Below are 22121 nucleotides of genomic sequence, written 5' to 3' on the forward strand. Positions count from 1 at the left end.
ATTGTGCGAGAGGTGAAGGCTCTGTGAGCGTGCTATGCTTGCCGCTGAAGCAGCAAACGTCGATGCATCAGTGTGAAGCCACCAACGGCAGCTGCATAGCAGATAAAAGCAGGCAGGCTAATACACACACTGATGGGATAGCCGGTATAAAAGCCAAGCGTAATCCCCACCCAGGTCAAGAGGATCGCTATAACAATCGAAAGCGCCAGCGCGACAAAAGGAGCACTGGTCAGACGATGTGCTATAGCTGCTGGCAACAGGATCAGGGCAAAAACGAGCAAGGCACCGACAGCCATAGTGGCTTCACTGACCGTGATGGCCAGCAAGACAACGAAGATCAGTCCAAGCACACGTACTGGAACGCGACGCGCGGCAGCAACTACAGGGTCAAGGGAGGCGAACAGCAAGGGACGTGCAATCACGCTCAGGACCAACAACGTTGGCACTCCGATGTAGATCAAGGTCACCAGCTGTTCCGAAGAGATCCCAAGCATATTCCCAAAGAGAACCTGGGCGGCGGAGAAACCGGTCCCCGTGCCGCTCACCTGCGTGGTAAACTTGCTTAAGCATAATGCGCCAAGTCCAAGCACCCAGGCCAGGATCGTACCAGTAGCCACATCCCGTTCCTGCAAACGTTCTCCCAGGCCTCCCATCGCCAGGGCGACAGCCACAGTAATGAAGAGTAGGGTCACCAATGGATTGATGCCCAGCACGGCTCCTGCCAGTGCTCCAGTAAAGGCCACATCAGACAACGATTCACTGGCAAAAGCCTGATGACGCAAGACCACAAAATACCCGACAAAGCCAGCGAGCAAGCTGATCACCGTCCCGGCAAGCAAGGCATTGCGCATGAAATCATACCCCAGCATGGTCTGGAGATCTTGCCAGAGATTGAGTGTAAAAGGTGGAAAGGTTGTTGTCGCCAGGACACTATGCATTGCTTGCTCCATTCATCTGAGAAGAGAGAGGTATCTGGTCCCGTTTGTGTGCTCGCTTGTCCCAGATCAGTTTGCCACCGTGTGCGAGCAGATACGTCCCAAAGGCACATGACGTAATAAAAAAGCTAACGGGATAGGGCGTAAAGAAACCGATGGTCAGACCCATCCAGGTAAAGACGATGGCCAACAGCACGGAAAGCAGCACCGCGACGCCCGGCCTGGAGGTGAGTGTTTGGGCAATCGCTGCAGGGGTCACAAGGAGCGCAAAGATAAGCAAGGCGCCCACCACCTGGACGGAGATAGCCACCACCAGAGCAAGCAAGACAAGGTAGCCCAGCGAAATCAGCTGCACCGGAACTCCCTGGGCCGCTGCGACCGTCGGATCAAGCGAGAGAAAGAATAATGGTCGGGCGATCCAAAACATGACGATGAGCAAGGCCAGCGTCGACCAGATGACCACCTGAACATCGCCATCACTAATCCCCAGGATATTGCCAAAGAGAACATTATAAATATTCGAGGCATATTCGGAGGTGGAAAGAAACACAAAGAGAAAGCCCAGTGCGAGTGCAGCGGTCAAGACCGCGCCAATCGCAACATCGCTCTTGTGTCCAGCGTGCGATGCTGGTTGCAACCCTTGAATCCCAAGTGCCGCGAGCAAGCCTGCCACAAACAGACCGAGAATTGCCGGGATACCGATGAGGGCTGCGCCCGTCGCACCGGCAAACCCGACGTTTGCCAGGCTGTGTCCGGCAAAACTTTGACCACGCAGAACCATAAAATAGCCAATCACACCGGCCGCCAGAGCCACCAGCGTTCCGGCGAGATAGGCATTGTGCATAAAGTGGTAATGAAACAACTGGAGAATGAGGGCAAAAACATCTCCCAACGCTGCTTCAATCTGTGTCGCGATCTCACCCATGATGACCTTCTTCCACGTCCGGCTGTCCAACCACAACAATACGTCCATCACTGGCATGCAGAACCTCAACCGTTGTGCCGTAGAGACGGGACAGCGTCTCCGTGGTAATGACCTCGGCCGGCGTTCCCACCGCGATCTGGCCATGCGCCACATAGATCACCCGATCAACCGCCGTGAGGAGGGGATTGATATCATGGGTCACCAACAGAACCGTCGCCTGCATCTCTCGACTGATGCGTCGAATTACCGTCGCCGCTGCCTGCTGATGGCGCAAATCCAGGTTATCCAGGGGTTCATCTAGCGCGAGAATCCGCGGTTGGGTAACCAGCGCCTGGGCGATCAGCAGTCGTTGCTGCTCTCCTCCTGAGAGCTCGCCAATGGGTCGATCGGCATAGGCAGTCGCACCAACGAGATCAATAGCTTGCTGCACACGAAGCGCGGCAGCGCGCGCATTGGCACGTGCCACAAAAGGCAGTGGCAACCCCCACTTTCCTCCATCCAGCCCGAGTCGGACAATACTGCGGCCCCGCACATGAACATCGGCATCAAAATGCCGCCGCTGCGGCACATAGCCAATGGCCGCATTTCCGCGCCGAGCTGGTTGCCCCAAGACGGTAATGCTCCCGTGAGAAAGGGGAATAAGCTCGAGTATCGCCTTCAGCAACGTCGATTTCCCGGCACCGTTAGGCCCGAGGATGGCAATAAACTCTCCTGCTTGAATCGAAAGGTGCACGTCACGCCAAATGGTATGAGTACCTAACGTGACAGCCGCCTCATGGACTTCGATCAGCTCAGCAGACTCAGCTGGCGAGGATACCCGGGGAAGCTGAGGCAAAATTTTCGTCATGCTACACTCTTTTCCTTGACAAAAGCAACCGGGATAGCCGGCTGCTTCGTTGCACTCAACGCTCTTTACTTGCCAGTCGCTTTGGACAGCGCGCTCTGAATGCCTTTCAGTTGACTGGATTGCCAATCCTGGAACGACGCGTTCGCCGGGGTCAGCGTCTCCGTAATCGTGGTGACTGGCACAGAAGCGACTGTGGCAAGATTCAGTACCTTCTGAATGTTATTCGGCGTATTCTGTGAGTTATAGACGAGAATGGTAATCTGCCGGGTCTTGATTTGTTGCTCGACGGTTGCCTCATCGGCGGCCGAAATATCAGTCCCTTCAGAGACCGCCTTCAGATAAGAGTATGGTGTAACCAGCTTTAAGCCGAGCGCAGGCGCAAGGTAGGAAAAAATGCTTTCAGTCGCGCCAACCGGTGTTCCCGCATATTTGGCCTTGATATCCGCAATCAAGGTATGGTATTCTTTCAAACCATTCGTCAGAAACGCTTGCTCGGATTGATCAAAAGCCGTGGCATCAGCAGCATCGAGGGTCACAAAGTCGTCGTGCAACTTATGAACGACGGCAGTGACATCATCGGGGTTATACCACATGTGCGGATTATCCCCCTCACGCTTCCCGTTCAAATCACCGATATTCAAAACTTTTCGTCCACTAGCCGGATTGGACTGGAGTAATTTGTCTGCCCAGGGATCATAGCCGGCTCCATTCAGAATGACGTATTGCGCATCGGCCACGGTCCGCGCATTTGCTGCGGTCGGCTCATATGCATGTGGATCAGCATTGGGATCGGTAATGATATTGGTCACATAAACATGGTCGCCACCAACCTGGGTAGCGATACTGCCCCAAAAATTTTCAGCGGCCACAACCTCGATCACTTTCCCTTGGGCCGGTACAGGGCTCGCAGATGATGGAGTGCCAGTAGTAGTGGTTCCACAGGATGCGAGAGCCAAAATAAGAAAAAAGCTACTGATAAAAAGAGTGAATGCTTTCTGCGTGTGTGTGCGAAACACAGAAACCTCCTGGAAAAGACAAAAATAACAGGACACTACAGCGCTATCCCTTCGTTATTGATACTATGTATCTGTAAAGGAGTGTACTGCACAGATAGCCATCTGTCAATGAGACAATGTATCGTTATCTGTCTCATTGATTGATACGGAAAGGAGCCAGAATGATACAGCATGGAGATACACTATGAATCATCTGCTGCACAGGTAACTGGCGCCTGGTCTACAAAGCATTCAAGCCTCCTTGCGTCTTACGACATGTACTTTTCGGTATTGTCAACTTAAAAATTTCCGTTGTTGAGCTTTCACCATTTCCTCTCCATTTTGCCGGTGATTGTGTCGAAAATACCCCTGAAAATAGGGAGGCTTCACCACTTTTCCTGTATTTTCTCTGCTATAATCTCTACAATTTTCCTTAAGTTGACAATACCTACTTTTCAGTTGCCACCATAGATGGCCTCCTCCGACTTCGCCTGCTTACGTCTGGTGCAAGCGTCTGCCGGAGAAGAGGATACGCCGCTGGCTCTTTCTGTTTTTCTTTCTCGACCATCTGGGCGCTCAGACGCTGGTAGTGTTTGACCGCCACCATATCTTTGAGGCCGAGCAGTTTCCGCAATGTTTCCGGCTCACCTCCCGCCTGCAGATAGCGCACCGCGAAGGTATCGCGCAATGCCGAAGCTCACACGTGTCTTGCTCCTCCCTGCTCGCTTCTTGAGCCAACCAAACAACAAGGTAATCGCATTACTTGTCAGATGAGGACTTACGATAGCAGGGAGCGACGCATTCGATAACTTCACGACGAGCTTGATAGCTTAAGGATGAGACAGGCTGTGATAGCATTCATTGCTCCTTCACGGGAAAGATATGACATCATTGTAGAAAGTGAAGAGAAGCAAACTGGCCGTGCAGAACTCACGCATCATGCACGCAGATTGCTACGAGAAGTAACGCTAAATATGAGCATAGAAGAGAAGAGCATCCTCATCACCAGCACCATTTCGCACGAAACTGTTTTGCAGGGAACCATGCTGCTAAGGCAATTCCGGCGCATCCGGTTGCCTCATGAGATATCTTAGCTAAAAATGCAAGAGGGTCAATGAATTGCTCATGTTCAGAATTCACTCGAAGCAGATGAAACCTTCCTTCAGGCAAAAAGCAGGCGGCAGGAAAGGGTGGGAAGAGGAGACCATCGGCTAAGATTTCCCGTGAGGCAATGCGGATTTTTCGCCTCAATGTGATGAGACATATGCAAAAAGTTTTGCGTCTTCTGGCAAAAAGCATCGCGATAACGCGGAAACAGGATATTCCTTTTATCAGCATTCGTTGATCTGCAGGAGACTATACCGGACTTTTTGAGAATGTGCAAGCGAAACATCCTGCCTCTCCCCCCACATCAAATTTTTCATCGAGGCATACCGCTCACTTCAAAATGAAGCGTTGGTTCGCAAAAAGCTCGTATCACAATAAACAGTTTTTCATCGCGATAGATCTAAATTGGCTCACTTATAAGGAGATCCCGTATTCCCAGGGCATCTCATCAACCGGTGGCCAACGGTTCAGGCTTTCTGGGGCACTTTCATTCCATGCAATCAGACATTCATTCCAAATCTCGTCCGACTTAAAAAACAGATACAACCATTGGGCGAATACACTATTTCAACGTTCTGCTGGAGAACCACTTATTCCCGCATCCAACAACGCTTGCTCTAGTAGCTTGCTCATTGCAAGGCGCTCTGCCCATTGTTCTAACAACGATATATTGAGGCGTAATCCCTGGACCTTGAGCATCCCCAAGATATCGTTCCAGCCAGCGTCATCTTCCATCCCATCATGCCGCATGATCTTATCTGTATGATAGCGGACAAGCTTCCAGAGAATCATTTCCACCGCAGAAGCAACAGGAAGAACAGCATGCTGCTCTTCTAACAGATGCATTTCGGTATATTGTGCCATTGCCAGGTCAAATGCCTCTCTTTGAGATATAATCACGTCAACTTTCATCAATGAGTCCAGGTGAAGAAGCGATACGGATTGACCCTGATGCATTGCTTCCTCGTCTATTACGTAGTGCTCTTTAAGCAATGCTACACGTGTTTCATTCCACAGCTTTTCGTCCGAAAAGGTGAAACTTCGTGGATGAATGACGATGTCGATATCTTGTGCCAGTTGTTGCATTCCGTGAAGAGAACTTGCCAGAGAGCCGCCAAGGTACCATGGTACTTCGGTTGAGTCAAAAACAGAGAGGATTGGCTCGAGAACGGCAAGGAGATCAACGGGTTGAACGGTCCAGTGTTCCTGACGAATAAGCTGCTCTTGAACCAACTGAGCAAAATGATCTCCATACGCAGAAGCCACATAGTGAACAGCAGCCTCTTGCATACTTGCATCAGGATGATGTTGCTGCCAGCGATGAACACTGGCCCAGATTCCACTTCGAGTCAATGCTTGCACTGACTGAAATCGTTTCTGGCTCGATGCCTGACGAAGCAGTGCGATCAGGACTCGCTCGACATCGGGATGGGTATCAATTGATTGTGTTCTCATTCCTTCCCCTCTGTGATCCTGGCTGGTCAACTGAGAGCTGTTCATTGCCATGTGCAGTCAACTTTCCTGCGGCTGCACGTAGAGACATCATACTCGATAATTGGCAATAACGATAGCTCCTCTCATGTATTGCTGTACCGTCAGGTCAAACGAAAATCGGAGATCAGCAAAGAAACAATACCTTCCTGATAAGCCCAGCGTCCAATCATCTGCATCTGCTCTATCAGGGAGCCAAAACGTCCACTAAGTAACTGAAGTTGCTGCAATTCATCACTGGAGGCCACAATGCCCTCACCAGTTCCCAATGCCATAGCATAATCCTGGGGATCAAAGTGCCAAAATCGGCAGTGCTGCGGATAGGCATCTTGCAGATAGGACGCAATCTGCAAACCTTTGAGATCAAAGTCACCGCTATAATAAAAATGATGATCAGGAGAATCTTGCGCCAGAAGATCTAATAATTTCATCACAGCCATTCCAGGCCAGCCGGATGTGCAAATAACGGTGGGAGCCCTGGATTCTGGAGAGTCAGACAGATTGGCAACAACCTCCTCAAAAACCTGCGGATTCTCGATCAAATAGATAGTGGGCACGGTTGGTATAATGCGTCGCCAGCGCAAAAGTTGCGCCAGCGGCAGCAGAAGGATGCGAGCACCAGCCGCCTCTAGTAATGGATCAGATTTGTCATCCAGATCCACAGCATGCGCCAGGTTAAAAACGGCAACTGATGATGAGATGGTATCGACAAGTAAATGAACATTGTGATATAACTGAAGTTCCATGGCCCGCCCCTGGAAAGAGGCATCCAGTGGTGGATCAGTGAGATCATTCAGAGCCATGAGGAAGAGGCGACCTGCAGGCCGCCCCACATCCAGACAATGAGGATCACCGGTGATATTCTGAGCAAAGATTGCCAGTCGCTGTGGAGATGTCGCTTCAGGTAAGCGATTCAAGGCAAGGAGTACCGTTTGTATACTGGCCAATTGGCGTTGCTGCTCTTCTGATGGCGCGTTCTTATACTGGCTAAACAGCCATGCCAGGCCATGATTACCCTGCAGCAGCCAGCGATATCCCTGTTGCCACTCAGCCTGCGAAGCCAGCAAAGCCTGAAGTTGTTGCCGGAATTGCTCTTGCCGATGCAGCCGTTTCAGACGCTGCTGCGGACGAGTAATGAGCGGTTGCTCAGGAAACATCGCTTGTAACAGGTCTATCAGGGAACACTGGAAACGACTTTGACGTAATGCGGCTTCTACATCACGCAGCTTAATCCGCAGGATATCCGTAGGATACAGAGGCTTCCCCAAAAAACTGGCGATCTCGCGCCGCTCTTCTGGTAAACTAGCTGTAAGCACCACCTGTCCCTCGATCGCGCCACGCTCGACATACTTTTGCCGTAACAGCGGCAAGAGTCGTTGAAAAGCCGGTCGCTGAAAAAAGGTCACCATCTGCCGGATAGCTTGTGCGTCACCGGCAGATGGTTCAGATGCATCTGCATGATGGTCAGCCTGGTCAATATTCTCCACCTATTTTCCTCCAGGATGCAACATCGACGTCACCTTCTGCTGATCAGACCAGAAAGATGCTGAGGCGGTAGCCACAGGGGACCCCTTCTCATGAATCATGAGATAGCGCCCACTGGCAGCCATTTTACTGCCAGAACCACTCACCTGTGGTCCAGTCATAATCCATTGAAAATCCTGCGAAATCAAAAATTCCATAATACGCTGCGTGTTAGCCGCGCTCACCTTATCAAACGCTTCGTCGAGCGCTAACAGGCGTGGCGCGCCATGCGCGGCATTACGATAGAGCGCCCCCAGAGCCGCAAAGAGCGGGACATATAACGCGAACAGTTGCTCCGCGCCACTACGTGTGCCCGCAATACGGTCGGTGAGTCGCTGGCGCTGACCTCCAACCTGCGTAACCCAGACATCAAAATGGAACCACTCACGATAATCAAAAACCTGTTCCAAGGCTTCAATAAAATTCATATCGGGACTATCTTGCTGGCGCAGACGCACAGCCTCGATCTCACGGCGAAACGCGCTCATCAGGGTTTCTGTCTCTTCGAAGGTCAATGCTTGGGCGGGCTTGCGCAACAGGCGATAGTGCTGCGCGAGATGACTGCCCAGTTTCGTCATATCATATTCAGCCGGCGGCTTCCATTGCAGAGAATAATGTTCACCAATCATTGGTAAACGACTCAACACATGATTAATTTCCTGCACCCATTCTTCCGCTTCAAGAATCTGTGTCCGAATAGCCTCAGCAATCTCCTGCAGCAAAAAGTCCTCAAACAGTTGACGCTCTTCCGCCCCAAGCAAGGTCCGATGTACTTCGATACGCTCGCCGAGCAATTCTAACAGTTCAACCGGTCGGCTCCGATTCTCATTTAAAAAGCTGATCTGCCCCTGATCATCGAGATCGGGACCATACTCAAGCAGGAATGGCTGCTCATGATTGAATGCACGAACAAGCGCGTTATACGCCTCTCGATACGCATGCTCCAACGCTTCGCGGCGTGCAGCCATATCGCTCTCACGCGTCATTTCGCCAAGCAACAGTTGGCCAGCGCGAAGATAATCCTCTTGCTGAGCCGCGAGATATGCCTCTTGCAACTGCTCAACCGGGTAGGCTGCCAGCAACGTCGCAAAGTCATGCTGCCGCCGCAGGCGCTCCTGCTGCACGATTTGGAGCTGTGCATCTGTTTCTGTCAGCAACGTTCTTAAGTTCTGGATACGCTCGTCAAGGCGTGCATGCGTAAGTCTCTCCGTCTCCAACTCTCTGGTCAGTACTCCATTTCGCTCACGAAGTTGATACAAACGAGTCGTCAGTTCTTCGACATTAGAGGACTCCGCAACATGCTGAAGCTCCGTTAACTCGGCGCGTATCTGTACCGCTTGCTTCTGGATGCGATCATACAGCCCGGCTACATTCTGCTCATTTTCCTGAGCACGCGTAGCAGCAGCACGGATCTGGCCACACTCTTCCCAGATCTGCTGCAGTTGAACAAACTGACTTTGCAAGGTCTGAGCTTGATTTTGGAGTTGTACCGTTGCCAGCAATGTCTGTTGGATATGCTCTCCGCCACGCACCAACCCATCATGACCTTCGACAAGCCTCTCTAACTGAACACGTTGCATATTGTACTGCTGTCTCAATTCCTGGGTTTGTTGACGGACCTTCTGATATTTATCGCGATTCTTCTCCAGCACGGTCCGACTTTGTGATAATGACACAAAGCTATCCGCCAGGCCGCTTTGTGGGAGCACTAGCCGTACGTTCATCTGCTGCTCCCGCAACTCAGCCAGGAGCCGCTCCTGGTGGTCCAGCCTGCTGGTCAATGCCGCAAATTCTTGCTCCAGGTGGCCTTTCTGCTCTGCCAATAGCCGCAATGCTTCGTCTCGGGCACGTACGCGCGTCGCCTTACCAATGTATTGTGCCTGGCCAGATCCAGCATGTCCGGTCAGCAACCCATGACTCCAAAGACCTTGCTCCTGCATCTGATACGGAAAAGCTGCATCATCACTAAACCGGGCAAGCAACGCGAGCACATCTCTTGCGGTCTCCTGCCACGTAGAGAAATCTGCTTGCGTGTCCTGACGTTCACGCAACGCTTCATCAAAGCACAGGTGGCGCAAGAGAGAAGGAGAAGTGCTGGCGGCTCCTTCTAGGGCCAGCGCTCCCAATTGCAAACGACAGTCACTGAGATCGGACTGAGCAAGAATGAGATCTGCTTGTTCACATTGCCGGGCAGGCACAACCAGGGAATCCAACAAACCGGCATCTGTCAGCATCTGTTCAATACGCCCAGCCTGCCCCGCATCAAGATCGGGCGTGAAGTCCAGCAATTCATAGAGCGGAAGAGAAGCAATACCCTGTGCAGACAGTTGGGCACGAGCCGCGATCCGTCGTTCAGTACGAGTAGGAGCATATTCCGGCTCAACCAGCTTTTGTTCATAGAGCCTGGACACCTCCTTGATCTCCTGACCCTTGCCACCAACACTTATTTGCAGATCGTGCAATGTGTCCTGAACCTGTTTCGCTTGCTGCACAAAGCTCTGTTCCAACTGCTCAATCAACTGCTGGTATGACTGAAGAGTTGCCGCTACCTGATCCACAATCATCGAAGGCGACAGCTCATCACTGGAATCATCAAACGCAGGCTGAGCATCATCCAGCAGCGAAGACAACCCGGTTCGAGTCGCCAGCGGCTCTAACGTCTGGGCCAGCATATATAACGCATCATCTGTCCGATCCTGGGCAGATTGAAATTGTTGCCGCGCTTCATCAAGCTCTTGAAAACGCGCAGCCTCCAGATTACGCATATACTGTATCTGGGCATCCAGCTTTTCACACTGCTGATGCAAAGATTCAATTTGCTTGAGCAAGTTAACGCGTTCCTGAGCAGGTTCACCCAACAACGTAAAGAACGCCAGAGGAGCATCAGGCAATGCCCCTACATCCACGGTGAGAGCGTCTACCTGACTCAAAGCCTCTTCAAGCTGGAACGCCGCCATCTCCCAGAACGCCTCGTTACGCGCGATCGTCACTAATCCCCGCAACTGCGTCGCACTAGCGATTTGTACCGCTCCGAATCTCTGAGATTGACGCTGCAGGCTCTCAGTGCTGGTCTCCACGGTCTGGCGTGCAGAATGCAAACTCTGTTCCTGTAACCGTAGCTGGGCCTCGACCTCCTGTAACCGTTCACGGACAGCGCCGAGCTGGGTCGCGATCTGTAATCCTTCGTTGACCTGTAGAGCCGCGATCTGTCCATTCACCTGGTATGCTTCGGTCTGAAGCGCCTCGATGCGGGCTTCGATGTTGGCCTGATCACGTTCGGCAGCCGTTAAATCCCGGTGCTGTCGCGTCGATCGAGCCTCAACGGTATGTTCAGCCAGATGGGCGCTCAGGTAGTCACACGCCGCCAGTTGTGATTGCGCCGATGCCAATTGCTGGCGGGCCAGGTGCAGCCGTTGAGCCGCATTATACGCCTCCTGAATTTGCTCAATCTCATGCTGGATACTATCAATCCTCTCAATCGTCCCAATCACATGTCCCGTAGTCTCCGCGGGAATCTTACGCAACGACATTTTGAGATAATCATGGACCCGCGAAAAGTTGAGCTCAGTACTTAGATTAGGACGTCTCAGGATCAGCAAGAGGTTAATCAGGGCTCCAAAATCCTTCACTTCCTGATAGCCAAACAGGTAACGTGCAACCTGCCGTTCATAGTCAGCCTGCGAATCGCACACGATCCCATGACCTTCCAGTATTTGCTTGAAACGCTGATGATCATAAGCACGTTTTTCATGTTTAGAACCAGTCTCATAGAGGGTATCAAGCTCATAACCCAGACGTGACCCATCTGTAATCAGGAAGCGTAATGGACGTATCCGCTCGGTCGTGTTGGCATTGCCAGCGATACTTACACCTATCGTCAGGAAACGGGTCTTCTCACGCTCACCATTTTCCCAGCGCTGGCTGATCTCAGGAGCAATGGGAGGATGATCAGGATCACACCACTCAAATTCCAGCGCAATATAAGTAGTACGGCGCTCATGACTAAAAGGAGTCGCGGAATCAACACCACCCAACACATAATACTCGATACGGCGTTCGCGTCCGCCAAACGTATCCAGGCGATTGGGACGCAGATCGCCATCCAACGCCAGTGGTAAAGCAGCCGTCAAAACAGTGGATTTACCACTGGCATTCTCACCAGCGAGAAAGAGACGACCATGTGGAACCTCGAATTCCTGCTGTCCATAGAGCCAGAAATTCGTGAGTATGATGCGCCGCAAACGATAGCCTGTCGGACCTCCATCCAGAGCTTGCAACATATCCACAAAGTTCGTAATCTGACTGTTTCGTGTACTCGCATGCGCGCCATCAGGCAACTGTTCAGCAATAGAATCAAAAGTGCGTTGCATACATCCTCATCTCTCTCCAAGACGACTATCGTTTGCGATTATTTTTTCCGCGGTTGCGTATCATAGTCATCGCACTTGCCGTTTCCGCAGAAGGCGTTTCATAGGTCGCGCGATAACGAGCCGCCGTGGGAAGCACAAGCACATGGCCGGAATCACCCGGACCACGGATAACCCCCATCTGCCGCATCTTACGGTAGACATCGTTTAACAGGCTCTGGGAACTACGGCTCCGTGCCTCATTTCCCCAGTTATCGCCATAGCGTTCACGCACGCTATAGAAAAGAGCGGCCATATCTTCAGTTGTCACCAACAGACATCCATTGGCATCAGGTCCACTCCAGATTCCACGCTGAACCTGCTCACGAATGGCCGTACAAAGTAGCAGGGCAATATGATCATTCGCTCCATATGGTGTGAGAACGCTTACCGGACCACTACTACTTCCGCTCGCACGCACAATACAGGCATAGTCATGCCGTAAATCCAGCAGCCAGCCGAATGTAGCTAACAATTCATTCGCCAGCTGATCAGCATGTTGCTGCACAGCCATAAATGCGGCAGGATCATCAAACGTAAAGAGCGCAGGTCCTAACAGTAACGCACGCCAGGCCCGTATGAGATCGGGCACACCACTGGCCGCTGCGATCCGAGACGGCTTCAATATTGCCTCCGCGTCAGCAAGCTCATCAGCAAGTTGAGTGACCTGATCAATACGCAAAGAGGCAATCAGAGAACGGCTGACCTCAGTGAACTCGTAGAGAGCATCCGCATCGACCGCCTGTGCTACCCATTCACGAGTCTGCCCATCAACGAGTTGTAGTCCCCCCAGGCCTTCCAGATAATTCAAAGCACGTTGAATACTATAGCGATCGCCGGGACGACGAAAATCGAATGCATCTCCGTTTCCTCTATCTTGCTCTTGAGCGGATTGCTCCTGAATTTGTTCCGCGAGTTGGGACAACAAAAACTGCTGGTCATTTCCACGTCCACTCAGCTGGCGATTCTCCGCATACCATAAGATCCATGTCAGACAAGCAAAATCACGTGGCTCGCGCAAACGATCATAAAGATAGCCAGGTGTTGTGGCACTCAAACGACGCTCCAGGCGAATCACCTTACTACTACGTTGAATGCGCCACCCGGTATGCTGATCATGCCAATTCTGCAATCGATAATAATGATGCTGCACCAGGCGAAAGAGGTCACCCTGTTTCGCCTGTATCAACTCTCGCTCTAGTAGAACAACATGAGCTTTGATCAGATCAGCCGGCAGGGTTTGATCAGATACCCCATTCAGCATTCCAGGCACAAGCTGCTCATCTATCAACGTCTTCCCCCTTCCTCTCCTTACTATCACGCGTGGAAACAGCCGCAAGCGCAAGCATCATCCGTCGTTCCAAACAATATCTGGGCAACAAAAGCACGCCATCAGAGGCTTTGAGCAACGTATACTCAGCCTCATCTGGATTGAGTAGCACCACTACTGAATCGTCAAGCGTACGACATTGGTGGGATGGTTGACTCAGGCAGCTATCGATAATATCCAGCAAAATCGTACGTTCCTGCGCAGTCACTTTCTTCAACGTCCCAATATCCAGACGCTCCTGCGCAAACAGATGGTTCAAACGTCGCAGTTGCTCCTGTAAACGCGCCTCATGCTGCTCAATGAGATTCTGCGTCAGCAGGCGGTTATCAATAATCGGATCTTCTCGTGTATGCTCGCCACGATTCGCGCGACTCACAGGACGCAAATATAATGTACTAACAGGCTCCTCCTGCCAGGCTGTCATTTGATCAGGCATGTAGAGATCACTGGGGGTACCTGCCAAACCCTCGGAAAGATGGATCGGTAAGGGATGAGCGAAAGCGACCGAGAAAAGTCGTTGCGCAGTCTCACCATCACGCGCCTGTAATAATGTATGGGCTAGCAAATGCAATTGTTGTGCATAGTTCGCACTGGGACGGGATGCTGAGGCGAGAGAAGCCGCACGACGCACAACTTTATCTACTTCCGCCAGCGCATTACGCCTGAAGGCATCCGCGTTCTTTCCAGGAGCGAACCAGGCAGCCAGCGCATCAACCTGTTTCTGTGCGTCCAGACGTAATTCATCTTCCGTTCGCACCTGATCTGGCATTGGTGCAGGCGGATTCAGATACTGTGCCAGCAAGGACACAAATGACTCCAATGTACCGCGTTCACGCCACTGCGCAATCTGCTCACGGATACGAGGCCCATAGAGGGTCAACGCCTGGGCAAAACCATGCACATAAGCAACGACCGCAGACTTATAGTGCTGATATGCCTCCAGGTCAGGTTTACTGGATTGTGAAGCGCTGATCATATTCGCAAGATATTGCGCCGCCTCGCGAGCCATGGTATTCCATATTTCAAACGCACGTTGCCACTCATCAGCGAGTTCCTGACACTGAGATGCACTTAATACGGCAAGATCCTGTTGTAATATCTCATCAATACGCAGGAGCATATCCCACAAGCGCGAGAGATCACCCTGACGCAGGGCACCACTACTGGCATTAGCCCGGGTCTGTTCTGCCAGAAACGTCTCAATCGCCATTGCCTCCGGCGTTGCCTGATACAACAGAGCCGGTGAGAGAAAACTGGCGATAGACGTAGCTCGACTCGAATCATAGATCGTCGTCAGACATCCCCATTCTTTCAGTGCCACCAGATCATTCTGGCACTGCTCCAATGAGTATTCAGGATCCAACTGCTCACGAAGAGCATCCCGCACTTCCTGGGCAGTTAATTGATAGCGATACAGTTCACGGTGATGATGCCAGAAAGTACGCATAATCACACGATACCACCGTACACGATTCGAAGATACAAGATAGCTAAAAATCGTCAGGCGATCAGTTAAATTAAAGACAGTGTTCGCCTCGATATGTTGTTCACGATGCTCCATACCATCCAATCCCATGGGTGTATTCTTACAAACGGATATCATGCGTAATCATGCAACATACTAACAATAGCTTGAAATACTACAAACTACTTCCCTTACGATATGCGCTAGATAGAGAGAAGAAGCAGGCATACTTCAAAAAGACAATGATAACACAAGTCTGCAAGCTCCTCGCAGGTATCTTCTTGTGGCAGCATTTGAAAGCGCGGGCAGCCTTTCAACTCCATTTACTCTTCAAGCCCTTCTCTGACTTGCTGAAGCTCTCATCTCCTCTTCCATCGAGTTCTCAGTTTACCAGTTTTGTCCAATCTTTCAAACTGTGGCTCTCAATTCACGCAAGAGGCATAAAGTGTGATCTCATCCACGGCAGCTCTTTCTGGCCTCAGCCACACCACGATCGCGACTCACCTTTCATTATCGGAAGGGACCATATGCAATCTCCTTTCTGCGGCAATCCAGAAACTGGGAGAACGCAATCAGATGGAGGCGGCGCGGCTAAAGGATGGCTATGATTGGCAAGTGCTTCATGCCCATTTCAATAAAGCTCTCTCCTTATTCCCGTCTAATAACGTTATACGACATCATACGTCATCATTTGCACAGATCACGAGCGCCATTCCAGCCGCGTGTTGATCAGGTTGGTTCAGCCTTTTTCTCCAGGCGATCGTGAACCAACTGGTCATACCACCGCAGATACTGCCTGACCGGGGCCATTCCCTCATACCCCAACAGTAATTGCAAACCATGGGGATCTCCTCCTGTCTGCAGGTAGCGGAAGGCAAAACTGTGACGCAAGGTCTGAGGCGTGATTGACGTGTCACTGGTTCCTGCTTGCTTGCGCAACCGACCAAATACCAGGGTCAGACTATTTTTGGTCAACGGACGACCGTTTTCGGAATGAAAGAGCGGATCGTCACGGTTCCCTCGGCCTTTCTCATGCGACTGATTCAGATAAGAGAGGAGATACCCTAGACATACTGGTCCCAGAGCGATCCTCCGCTCTTTACCTCCTTTTCCCCAAACTCTAAGAATGCCCATCTTTCGGTCCACATCCTCCACACGCAACGCACAGAGTTCAGAGACCGTGATTCCGGTCTCAAAGAGGGTCCAGAGCACTGCTTGATTGCGTGCAGCAATCCTCTGCGCCTTGGGTCCGTTTGCTGCTAGAGAAAAGCCCCGTTTCATCAACTGCACAAACGCTTCTGGCCGCACAAAAGGTGGAAGGGGAACGCTCGCTCGCGGGAACACCTCCTCGCTCATGGGAGAACAACGAAGATCTCCTCGATGCACAAGCCAGGCGCAAAAAGCACGCACCGAGCGTGCGTACGTTTCGATGGTACTCGCCGCGCGCGGCGAGCCGCGGGCCGTGGGAGCCTGACACAAAAACGCAATCCAATCATGGAGGTTTGTTTGCGTGATCTGACTGACATACAGGAGATGGCATTCAGCAAGGAGATACTGTTGAAACTGGCGCAGTGCCGTCTGATGCCATTCCAACGTTTTTGGACAATGGTCCGCCTTGCGGTGGGTCTGTAGATACACGTGGATCGCGTGTTCGATGGTCAGACGCTGACCATTCGTCTTTGCGCTACTCTGGGATTTCGGGCAAGGAAGAGGCAACTGGGTGTGGAGGAGTTGGCTCGCCTGACCCAGTTCATCCCTGGATGAAGCCACAGCAGAAGCAACCGAACAATCCACTGAGGAAGCCATCCCTTCTGATGCTGCCTTTACCTGGCAGGCTCTACCAGTAGGAGACAGACACTCCGGGATTGCCGCATCCCTGCAGTCTGCCTCACGCGTTGCAAGCAGATAGGTTCGGATTTTGCGTACGCCACGTTGGAGTGTGCGAATATGCAACGGCTGATAGCGTCCAGGAAAGAGAGACTGGAGCTCACGAAATATGTCGCCACTACTGCGGGAGGGATGCGCCTGGATCCAGGCAAGGATCTGCCCCCACTGCCCGGCAAATGGATCTTGGCTCGTGCGCCGCCAGTCACCTATGGGCGTGGGGTCCCGTAGTTTCTGGCCCTCATCATCAAGAGATGGTCCTTCAGGATGCTCTCGCCTTTTAGACACAAGAGGCTGCGTCATCTCACCATGGAGCGCAAACGTCCGCAGAGCAGGTGCCGGCACCTGTGAACCAGCAGGGCATCGGTCCATCTCACACTGAAAGATGGCCTGCTGCAACTGTGCCACCTGATCGAAGAGGCGCAGAGGATCAAGTCCTTTGGCCATCGCGCTAGGAAAGAGATAGCTATAAACCTATTGCAGGATGAGATTTTTTCTGCTAGAGTAAATTATATCAATATTATTTGCATCAATTTTTTTTGAAAGATATTGTGCAATGGTATAGTATACCAAGGGTTGCTAACCAATTTGTGCATCATCCTTTCATACCACTGATATTTGAAGGAATCATGCAATGAAACAACGCGTCCTGATTCTCTGCACTGGCAATTCCGCCCGCTCGCAAATGGCTGAAGGGTGGCTCCGTCAGTTAGCTGGTGAACAGATGGATGTTGAAAGTGCAGGCACCGCGCCTTCTCAGGTCAATCCTCTGGCGATTCAAGTCATGGCTGAACGCGCTATTGATATCAGTCATCATCGCTCCAAGCATCTCAATGAGTTTCTTGCACAGTCATTCGATTATGTCATCACCGTCTGTGATCAGGCAGCCGAACAGTGCCCTGTCTTCCCAGGAAAAGCGATCCGCATCCACTGGAGCATTCCGGACCCGGCAGCGGCCCAGGGAACACACGAGGAGCGGCTGGCCGCATTTCGCCAGGTACGGGATGATCTCGAGCGCCAGTTACGGTCCTGGGTCGAAAATCTCACCACATCAGGAGAAGCTTGATGCGACACACATCATTGCCGCGAAAAGCCGTTGCTGAGTTTGCCGGCACCTTTGCCCTGGTCACGGCAGGTTGCGGGGCCATCATGGTCGATGCGTTGACACATTCGCTCACGCACGTTGGAGTCGCGCTGACCTTCGGTCTGATTATCATGGTCATGATCGCTGCCACGGGTCATCTCTCGGGCGCGCATTTTAATCCGGCGGTTACCATTGCCTTTGCCGTCACAAGGCATTTTCCCTGGAGACACGTCCCGTTCTATATTCTGGCCCAGATGCTTGGAGCGGTCCTGGGAGCGGCGCTTCTGCGCGGGTTCTTCGGTCCCATCGCCTCGCTCGGAGCCACGATACCAGCAGGAGGAGCCTGGCAATCATTTGGATTAGAAGTATTGCTGTCAGCGGTCCTCATGATGGTGATTATCTCGGTGGCCACTGATACCAGGGCGGTCGGGCAACTCGCAGCGCTGGCAATTGGGGCCGCGGTGGCTCTGGATGCCATGTGGGGCGGACCCATCAGCGGCGCCTCGATGAATCCCGCACGCTCCCTCGGGCCAGCACTCATGGCAGGGACCTGGAACGATCAATGGGTCTATCTTATTGCCCCCATCATTGGAACATGCCTGGGGGCCGCGCTCTATCAATGGCTGCGAGCGACTCCCGAACTCAAGCCGACCACGTCGGTAAAACAGTAGATAGCACAAGGAAACAGCAGAACGATGAACGCACCTCTTTCAACCACCAGCATGCCCGCATTCTTGAAGTTGCTCGCGCATGAGTTACGATGGAACATTGTCACACTCTTAGCGCGGAGTGACCGCAGCGTGCAGGAAATCATTCACGTCGTACATGAGCCTCAAAATGTCGTCTCGTATCACCTGCGTCAACTACGCGAACACCACCTGGTCAAAGAACGACGCAGCGCCGCAGACGAACGATCGCTGTACTATAGCCTCGACCTGGAAGCACTACGCGTACTCTACCTGAGTGCCGGTGCTGTTCTGCACCCCGCCATTGGGAGTCTGGAGGTGCCATCTGATCCACAACAGTGGCCCCGGCCAGAACGACCACTGCGTGTGCTGTTTCTGTGCACCCATAATAGTGCTCGTTCTTTGCTCGCTGAAACCTTACTACGTCAGATGAGTAAAGGGCGGGTTGACGTCGCCAGCGCCGGTACCGAGCCAACCGGCATCCATCCTTCCACGCTTCAGGTGCTAACCTCCCTGAAAATTGATCGGACACACCTGCATTCCAAACATCTTGATGAAGTAAAGGATCAACATTTCGACTATGTAATCACCGTATGCGATCGTGTCCGCGAAGTGTGTCCAACTTGGCCGGGGGCGTCTGAATGCATCCATTGGAGCATTCCGGATCCTGCCCAGGAAGAAGAGCGCGCGCAGGCATTCGCGGATACAACAGCACAACTGACCACCCGCATTCGCTACTTTTTAACCGTTGTCGAGCGCATATACCAACAACACAGCGCGGATACCACGCAACAGTAGCCAAACGAAGCACATACCAGACGTTTTTGCGTCAACGTGTATACCATCTGATGTACCAATGCATGCGTCCATTGGGGCAATACCGCGTCTCTCTAGATAGAGGAACATACACAGAAAGGAACAATACCCATGATGCATGCTGATCTTCTGCCTCAATTACGGCAACAGTACTTACAGGAGCGCCTCACACAGGCTACGCAATCACACCTGCTTCACCCAAAACAACTTCATGACTTCCATCAATGGAACCTGTTCACGAGCAAAGTCAGCACTCTACGATATGCGCATCTGTTCACGACGCCGGCACAACACGATCACCAGAATAAAGGTCCACGGAGGTTGTCAGCATGTTGCCCGAGCATATAACCACGGAAGAGGTCTGGGAAGCCTTTCATCACCCGCTGTTGCGCTTCATCGAGAAACGTGTTGGAGATACCACCAGCGCTGAGGACATCTTACAAGAGGTGTTTCTCAAAATTCATCAACAGATTGGCTCGCTGAAAGATATCAAAAAGCTTGAAAGCTGGATCTATCAAATCACCCGTAATGCAATCATCGATGCGTATCGTCGCCACAAGAACACGATGCCCTTAGACACTCCAGAGGTGCTTGAGCTCCCTGATGCATTGCCGGACGATGACATTGTCAGCGAGCTCTTTCCCTCTATCCGAGGCATGGTCACGAGCTTACCCGCTCAGGACAGACAGGCGTTGATCCTGACAGAGTATCAAGGACTCACCCAGAAAGAGCTGAGCGAGCGCTTAGGGATCTCTCTCTCGGGGGCAAAATCACGCGTGCAGCGTGCCCGTGAGAAGCTCAAACAAATGCTGCTGGAATGCTGCCATTTTGAATTGGACCGCCGGGGCCATGTCATCAACTATCAATCTCGCTGTCAATGCTGCACCGTGGACACCTGTTGTTCACAGACACCACCCCTCATTCAGGTCGGCAAAGAAAAGGCGCGTCCTTTTCCAACACGCGCGTCTACTAAAGTGAAAGCGAAAGGAACAGCATCTACGCCTGTTCCCGCAAAGCAATAACGGCTGGAGGCAATACCAGAACCTTCAGCTTCACAAAGAAGTTAAAAGGAGTTAACAGGATGACAACACAAGATCAGGACAAACAATATACGCAGAAGAGAGGTGGCTTCCAATCCCGCGGTCATCAAAACCTGGAAGTAGTATCTGTACAGGGTGGCTGCTGTGGCTCTTCAGCAGCCGAGGGTTCCGTTGGTTGTTGTGGGGAACCCACGACACAGGCGCCATCCGTCTCAGGAGCTATGGAGACGCAGAGCTGCTGTGGAGAACCAGCGGTCCAGGCACCATCGACAGCACAGCCAAATAATCGCTGTTGCTAGGAAGCGTACAATATAACAGGAGCAAGGATATGCAGATAGACCCTTCCACACCTCGCGCGCTTATGGCGCTGTTGGATGCGATTGATCCCATGCGCATGTTCGCTGACACGCAGACGTTATGCACTCCAGCGTTCGCCGGACGGCGCGTGGGGACAGAAGGGCATCAGCGTGCAACGGACTTTCTCGTTGCACGCTTCCGTGGCTCAGGGTGGCACACCACCCTTGAGCCGTTTGTGATCACCACACCCGTACTCGAGGTCTCCTCTCAGCCGCGCCTTGAGATACAGACCCCAGAAGGGATGCGAGAACGGGCGCTCGTGCTTCGGACAGAGTTTTGTGAACATCCACGCTCTGCATCGCTTCCCCATGGGAAACAAGGCAGGGCTATCCATATGAACAGGGGAAGTCAGTCAATCAGTCCTGGGTGATCCTGGATGCGGTTCCCCAGGGCTCAGCATTCACCGACCTGGTTACCTCCCTGGCATCGCAAGGAGCGATTGGCGTGCTCACCCCATTGTATGCCAGCGCCTATGGCTATCTGACGAAGCGCATCATCGCAGGTGTAGCGGTTGCGCTCCCGGTTCTTTCCGTGCGCGCTGACGTGCTTGCAACGCTTGACGGCAAACACATCTGCGCCTGTGCCCCCGTCAGGCGACAGCAGCCAACAGGCTACAACGTGCTTGCCACACGCGAGGGAAACAGCCAACAGGAGATCCATGACCCCATTCTCATCGGGGCCCATTACGACGGCGTCGGAGATGACCCGGGTGGGCCGCGCCTGCCCGGCGCCACGGACAATGCCGCCGCCGTGGCGGTCGTGCTCGAAATAGGGCGTCTACTTGGGCACCTCGAATCCCCGCCTCGCAGGCCAGTACACCTCGTCTCCTTTGACGCCGAGGAGGTCGGGGCTCAAGGGTCACGAGCCCTGGCCGATGACTACCAGCAGCGAGGGCAACATCCACGGGTCATCAACCTCGATGGGGCCGCCTGCCTCAATGAGGCTGTCTGGGTCGAAGCAGGATTGCACACCGAGTCACTGCTGCAGGCCATTGATCAAGCTGGACAATGGGTAGAGATGCCCCTGGTCCTGGGAAATATCGCCTCCGATCACCGCCAGTTTATCGCCACAGGATGTGCCGCCCTCGGATTCAGTGTTGGCGCATCTGGACTCCATACTCCAGATGATGACATGCCCCATGTACAGCCAGAAGCGCTTCGTATTGCAGCTGCGCTCATACTAGCCACCATCTGGCAACTTGCTTGTTCTGAATAAAGGGAAATGCTGTG

At 52.4% G+C, this 22121-nt stretch carries 18 protein-coding genes; 7 read left to right on the forward strand and 11 right to left on the reverse strand.

What is annotated here, in order from left to right:
* Positions 1–32: 32 nt before the first annotated feature.
* The 11 genes from JMI88_RS10220 to JMI88_RS10275 form a co-directional block, all read right to left on the reverse strand.
* Entirely contained in the window at positions 33–938 is a 906-nt protein-coding gene (locus JMI88_RS10220; protein WP_201361728.1) for a metal ABC transporter permease, read from the reverse strand.
* The gene (locus tag JMI88_RS10225; protein WP_201361729.1) at positions 931–1860 is read right to left on the reverse strand and encodes a metal ABC transporter permease; all 930 of its coding nucleotides are present in this window, start codon (positions 1858–1860) and stop codon (positions 931–933) included. Before JMI88_RS10225 ends, JMI88_RS10220 begins: the two co-directional genes overlap by 8 nt.
* Positions 1853–2707, reverse strand: a complete 855-nt coding sequence (locus JMI88_RS10230) for a metal ABC transporter ATP-binding protein (RefSeq protein ID WP_201361730.1) — start codon at positions 2705–2707, stop codon at positions 1853–1855. Before JMI88_RS10230 ends, JMI88_RS10225 begins: the two co-directional genes overlap by 8 nt.
* Positions 2708–2772: 65 nt before the next feature.
* Entirely contained in the window at positions 2773–3723 is a 951-nt protein-coding gene (locus JMI88_RS10235; protein WP_201361731.1) for a metal ABC transporter solute-binding protein, Zn/Mn family, read from the reverse strand.
* 427 nt (positions 3724–4150) lie between these two features.
* Positions 4151–4390: a site-specific integrase gene (locus tag JMI88_RS10240; protein ID WP_201361732.1), complete on the reverse strand. Its 240-nt coding sequence runs from the start codon at positions 4388–4390 to the stop codon at positions 4151–4153.
* Positions 4391–5376: 986 nt separating this feature from the next.
* Complete coding sequence (locus JMI88_RS10245; protein ID WP_201361733.1) at positions 5377–6264, reverse strand: hypothetical protein; 888 nt, start codon at positions 6262–6264, stop codon at positions 5377–5379.
* Positions 6265–6404: 140 nt separating this feature from the next.
* On the reverse strand, positions 6405–7787 hold the full coding sequence (locus JMI88_RS10250; protein ID WP_201361734.1) for a TIGR02679 family protein: 1383 nt from the start codon (positions 7785–7787) through the stop codon (positions 6405–6407).
* A complete protein-coding gene (locus JMI88_RS10255) occupies positions 7788–12194 on the reverse strand; it encodes an SbcC/MukB-like Walker B domain-containing protein (RefSeq protein ID WP_201361735.1) in 4407 nt (1468 codons plus the stop codon).
* Positions 12195–12219: 25 nt separating this feature from the next.
* The gene (locus JMI88_RS10260; RefSeq protein ID WP_201361736.1) at positions 12220–13521 is read right to left on the reverse strand and encodes a TIGR02678 family protein; all 1302 of its coding nucleotides are present in this window, start codon (positions 13519–13521) and stop codon (positions 12220–12222) included.
* Positions 13511–15136 carry a TIGR02677 family protein gene (locus JMI88_RS10265; RefSeq protein WP_201361737.1) on the reverse strand — a complete coding sequence of 542 codons (1626 nt, stop codon included), beginning with the start codon at positions 15134–15136 and terminating at the stop codon, positions 13511–13513. Before JMI88_RS10265 ends, JMI88_RS10260 begins: the two co-directional genes overlap by 11 nt.
* Positions 15137–15754: 618 nt before the next feature.
* Positions 15755–17356 carry a tyrosine-type recombinase/integrase gene (locus JMI88_RS10275; protein WP_201361739.1) on the reverse strand — a complete coding sequence of 534 codons (1602 nt, stop codon included), beginning with the start codon at positions 17354–17356 and terminating at the stop codon, positions 15755–15757.
* 187 nt (positions 17357–17543) lie between these two features.
* Here JMI88_RS10275 and JMI88_RS10280 point away from each other — a divergent pair, with 187 nt between their 5' ends.
* From JMI88_RS10280 to JMI88_RS10310, 7 genes are all read left to right on the forward strand, one after another.
* Positions 17544–17975: an arsenate reductase ArsC gene (locus JMI88_RS10280; protein WP_201361740.1), complete on the forward strand. Its 432-nt coding sequence runs from the start codon at positions 17544–17546 to the stop codon at positions 17973–17975.
* Positions 17975–18664, forward strand: coding sequence for an MIP family channel protein (locus JMI88_RS10285; RefSeq protein ID WP_201361741.1), 690 nt, complete (start codon positions 17975–17977; stop codon positions 18662–18664). The genes JMI88_RS10280 and JMI88_RS10285 overlap by 1 nt, the downstream gene beginning before the upstream one ends.
* Before the next feature lie 24 nt (positions 18665–18688).
* Entirely contained in the window at positions 18689–19477 is a 789-nt protein-coding gene (locus JMI88_RS10290) for an arsenate reductase/protein-tyrosine-phosphatase family protein (RefSeq protein ID WP_201361742.1), read from the forward strand.
* A gap of 347 nt (positions 19478–19824) precedes the next feature.
* Entirely contained in the window at positions 19825–20517 is a 693-nt protein-coding gene (gene sigZ, locus JMI88_RS10295) for an RNA polymerase sigma factor SigZ (protein ID WP_201361743.1), read from the forward strand.
* Between the two features lie 59 nt (positions 20518–20576).
* Entirely contained in the window at positions 20577–20834 is a 258-nt protein-coding gene (locus tag JMI88_RS10300; protein ID WP_201361744.1) for a hypothetical protein, read from the forward strand.
* Positions 20835–20863: 29 nt separating this feature from the next.
* Entirely contained in the window at positions 20864–21262 is a 399-nt protein-coding gene (locus JMI88_RS10305; protein ID WP_201361745.1) for a zinc-binding metallopeptidase family protein, read from the forward strand.
* Complete coding sequence (locus tag JMI88_RS10310) at positions 21259–22107, forward strand: M28 family metallopeptidase (protein ID WP_201361746.1); 849 nt, start codon at positions 21259–21261, stop codon at positions 22105–22107. The genes JMI88_RS10305 and JMI88_RS10310 overlap by 4 nt, the downstream gene beginning before the upstream one ends.
* Positions 22108–22121: the final 14 nt, after the last annotated feature.

The sequence above is a fragment of the Dictyobacter formicarum genome (assembly GCF_016587435.1).

Excerpts from the sequence above, each read along its gene's own strand:
- sigZ (WP_201361743.1), top strand. The coding sequence starts at position 19,825 with ATGTTGCCCGAGCATATAACCACGGAAGAGGTCTGGGAAGCCTTTCAT.
- JMI88_RS10265 (WP_201361737.1), bottom strand. The coding sequence starts at position 15,136 with ATGGGATTGGATGGTATGGAGCATCGTGAACAACATATCGAGGCGAAC.
- JMI88_RS10285 (WP_201361741.1), top strand. The coding sequence starts at position 17,975 with ATGCGACACACATCATTGCCGCGAAAAGCCGTTGCTGAGTTTGCCGGC.
- JMI88_RS10255 (WP_201361735.1), bottom strand. The coding sequence starts at position 12,194 with ATGCAACGCACTTTTGATTCTATTGCTGAACAGTTGCCTGATGGCGCG.
- JMI88_RS10245 (WP_201361733.1), bottom strand. The coding sequence starts at position 6,264 with ATGAGAACACAATCAATTGATACCCATCCCGATGTCGAGCGAGTCCTG.
- JMI88_RS10230 (WP_201361730.1), bottom strand. The coding sequence starts at position 2,707 with ATGACGAAAATTTTGCCTCAGCTTCCCCGGGTATCCTCGCCAGCTGAG.
- JMI88_RS10300 (WP_201361744.1), top strand. The coding sequence starts at position 20,577 with ATGACAACACAAGATCAGGACAAACAATATACGCAGAAGAGAGGTGGC.
- JMI88_RS10290 (WP_201361742.1), top strand. The coding sequence starts at position 18,689 with ATGAACGCACCTCTTTCAACCACCAGCATGCCCGCATTCTTGAAGTTG.
- JMI88_RS10225 (WP_201361729.1), bottom strand. The coding sequence starts at position 1,860 with ATGGGTGAGATCGCGACACAGATTGAAGCAGCGTTGGGAGATGTTTTT.
- JMI88_RS10275 (WP_201361739.1), bottom strand. The coding sequence starts at position 17,356 with ATGGCCAAAGGACTTGATCCTCTGCGCCTCTTCGATCAGGTGGCACAG.
- JMI88_RS10305 (WP_201361745.1), top strand. The coding sequence starts at position 20,864 with ATGCAGATAGACCCTTCCACACCTCGCGCGCTTATGGCGCTGTTGGAT.
- JMI88_RS10280 (WP_201361740.1), top strand. The coding sequence starts at position 17,544 with ATGAAACAACGCGTCCTGATTCTCTGCACTGGCAATTCCGCCCGCTCG.
- JMI88_RS10220 (WP_201361728.1), bottom strand. The coding sequence starts at position 938 with ATGCATAGTGTCCTGGCGACAACAACCTTTCCACCTTTTACACTCAAT.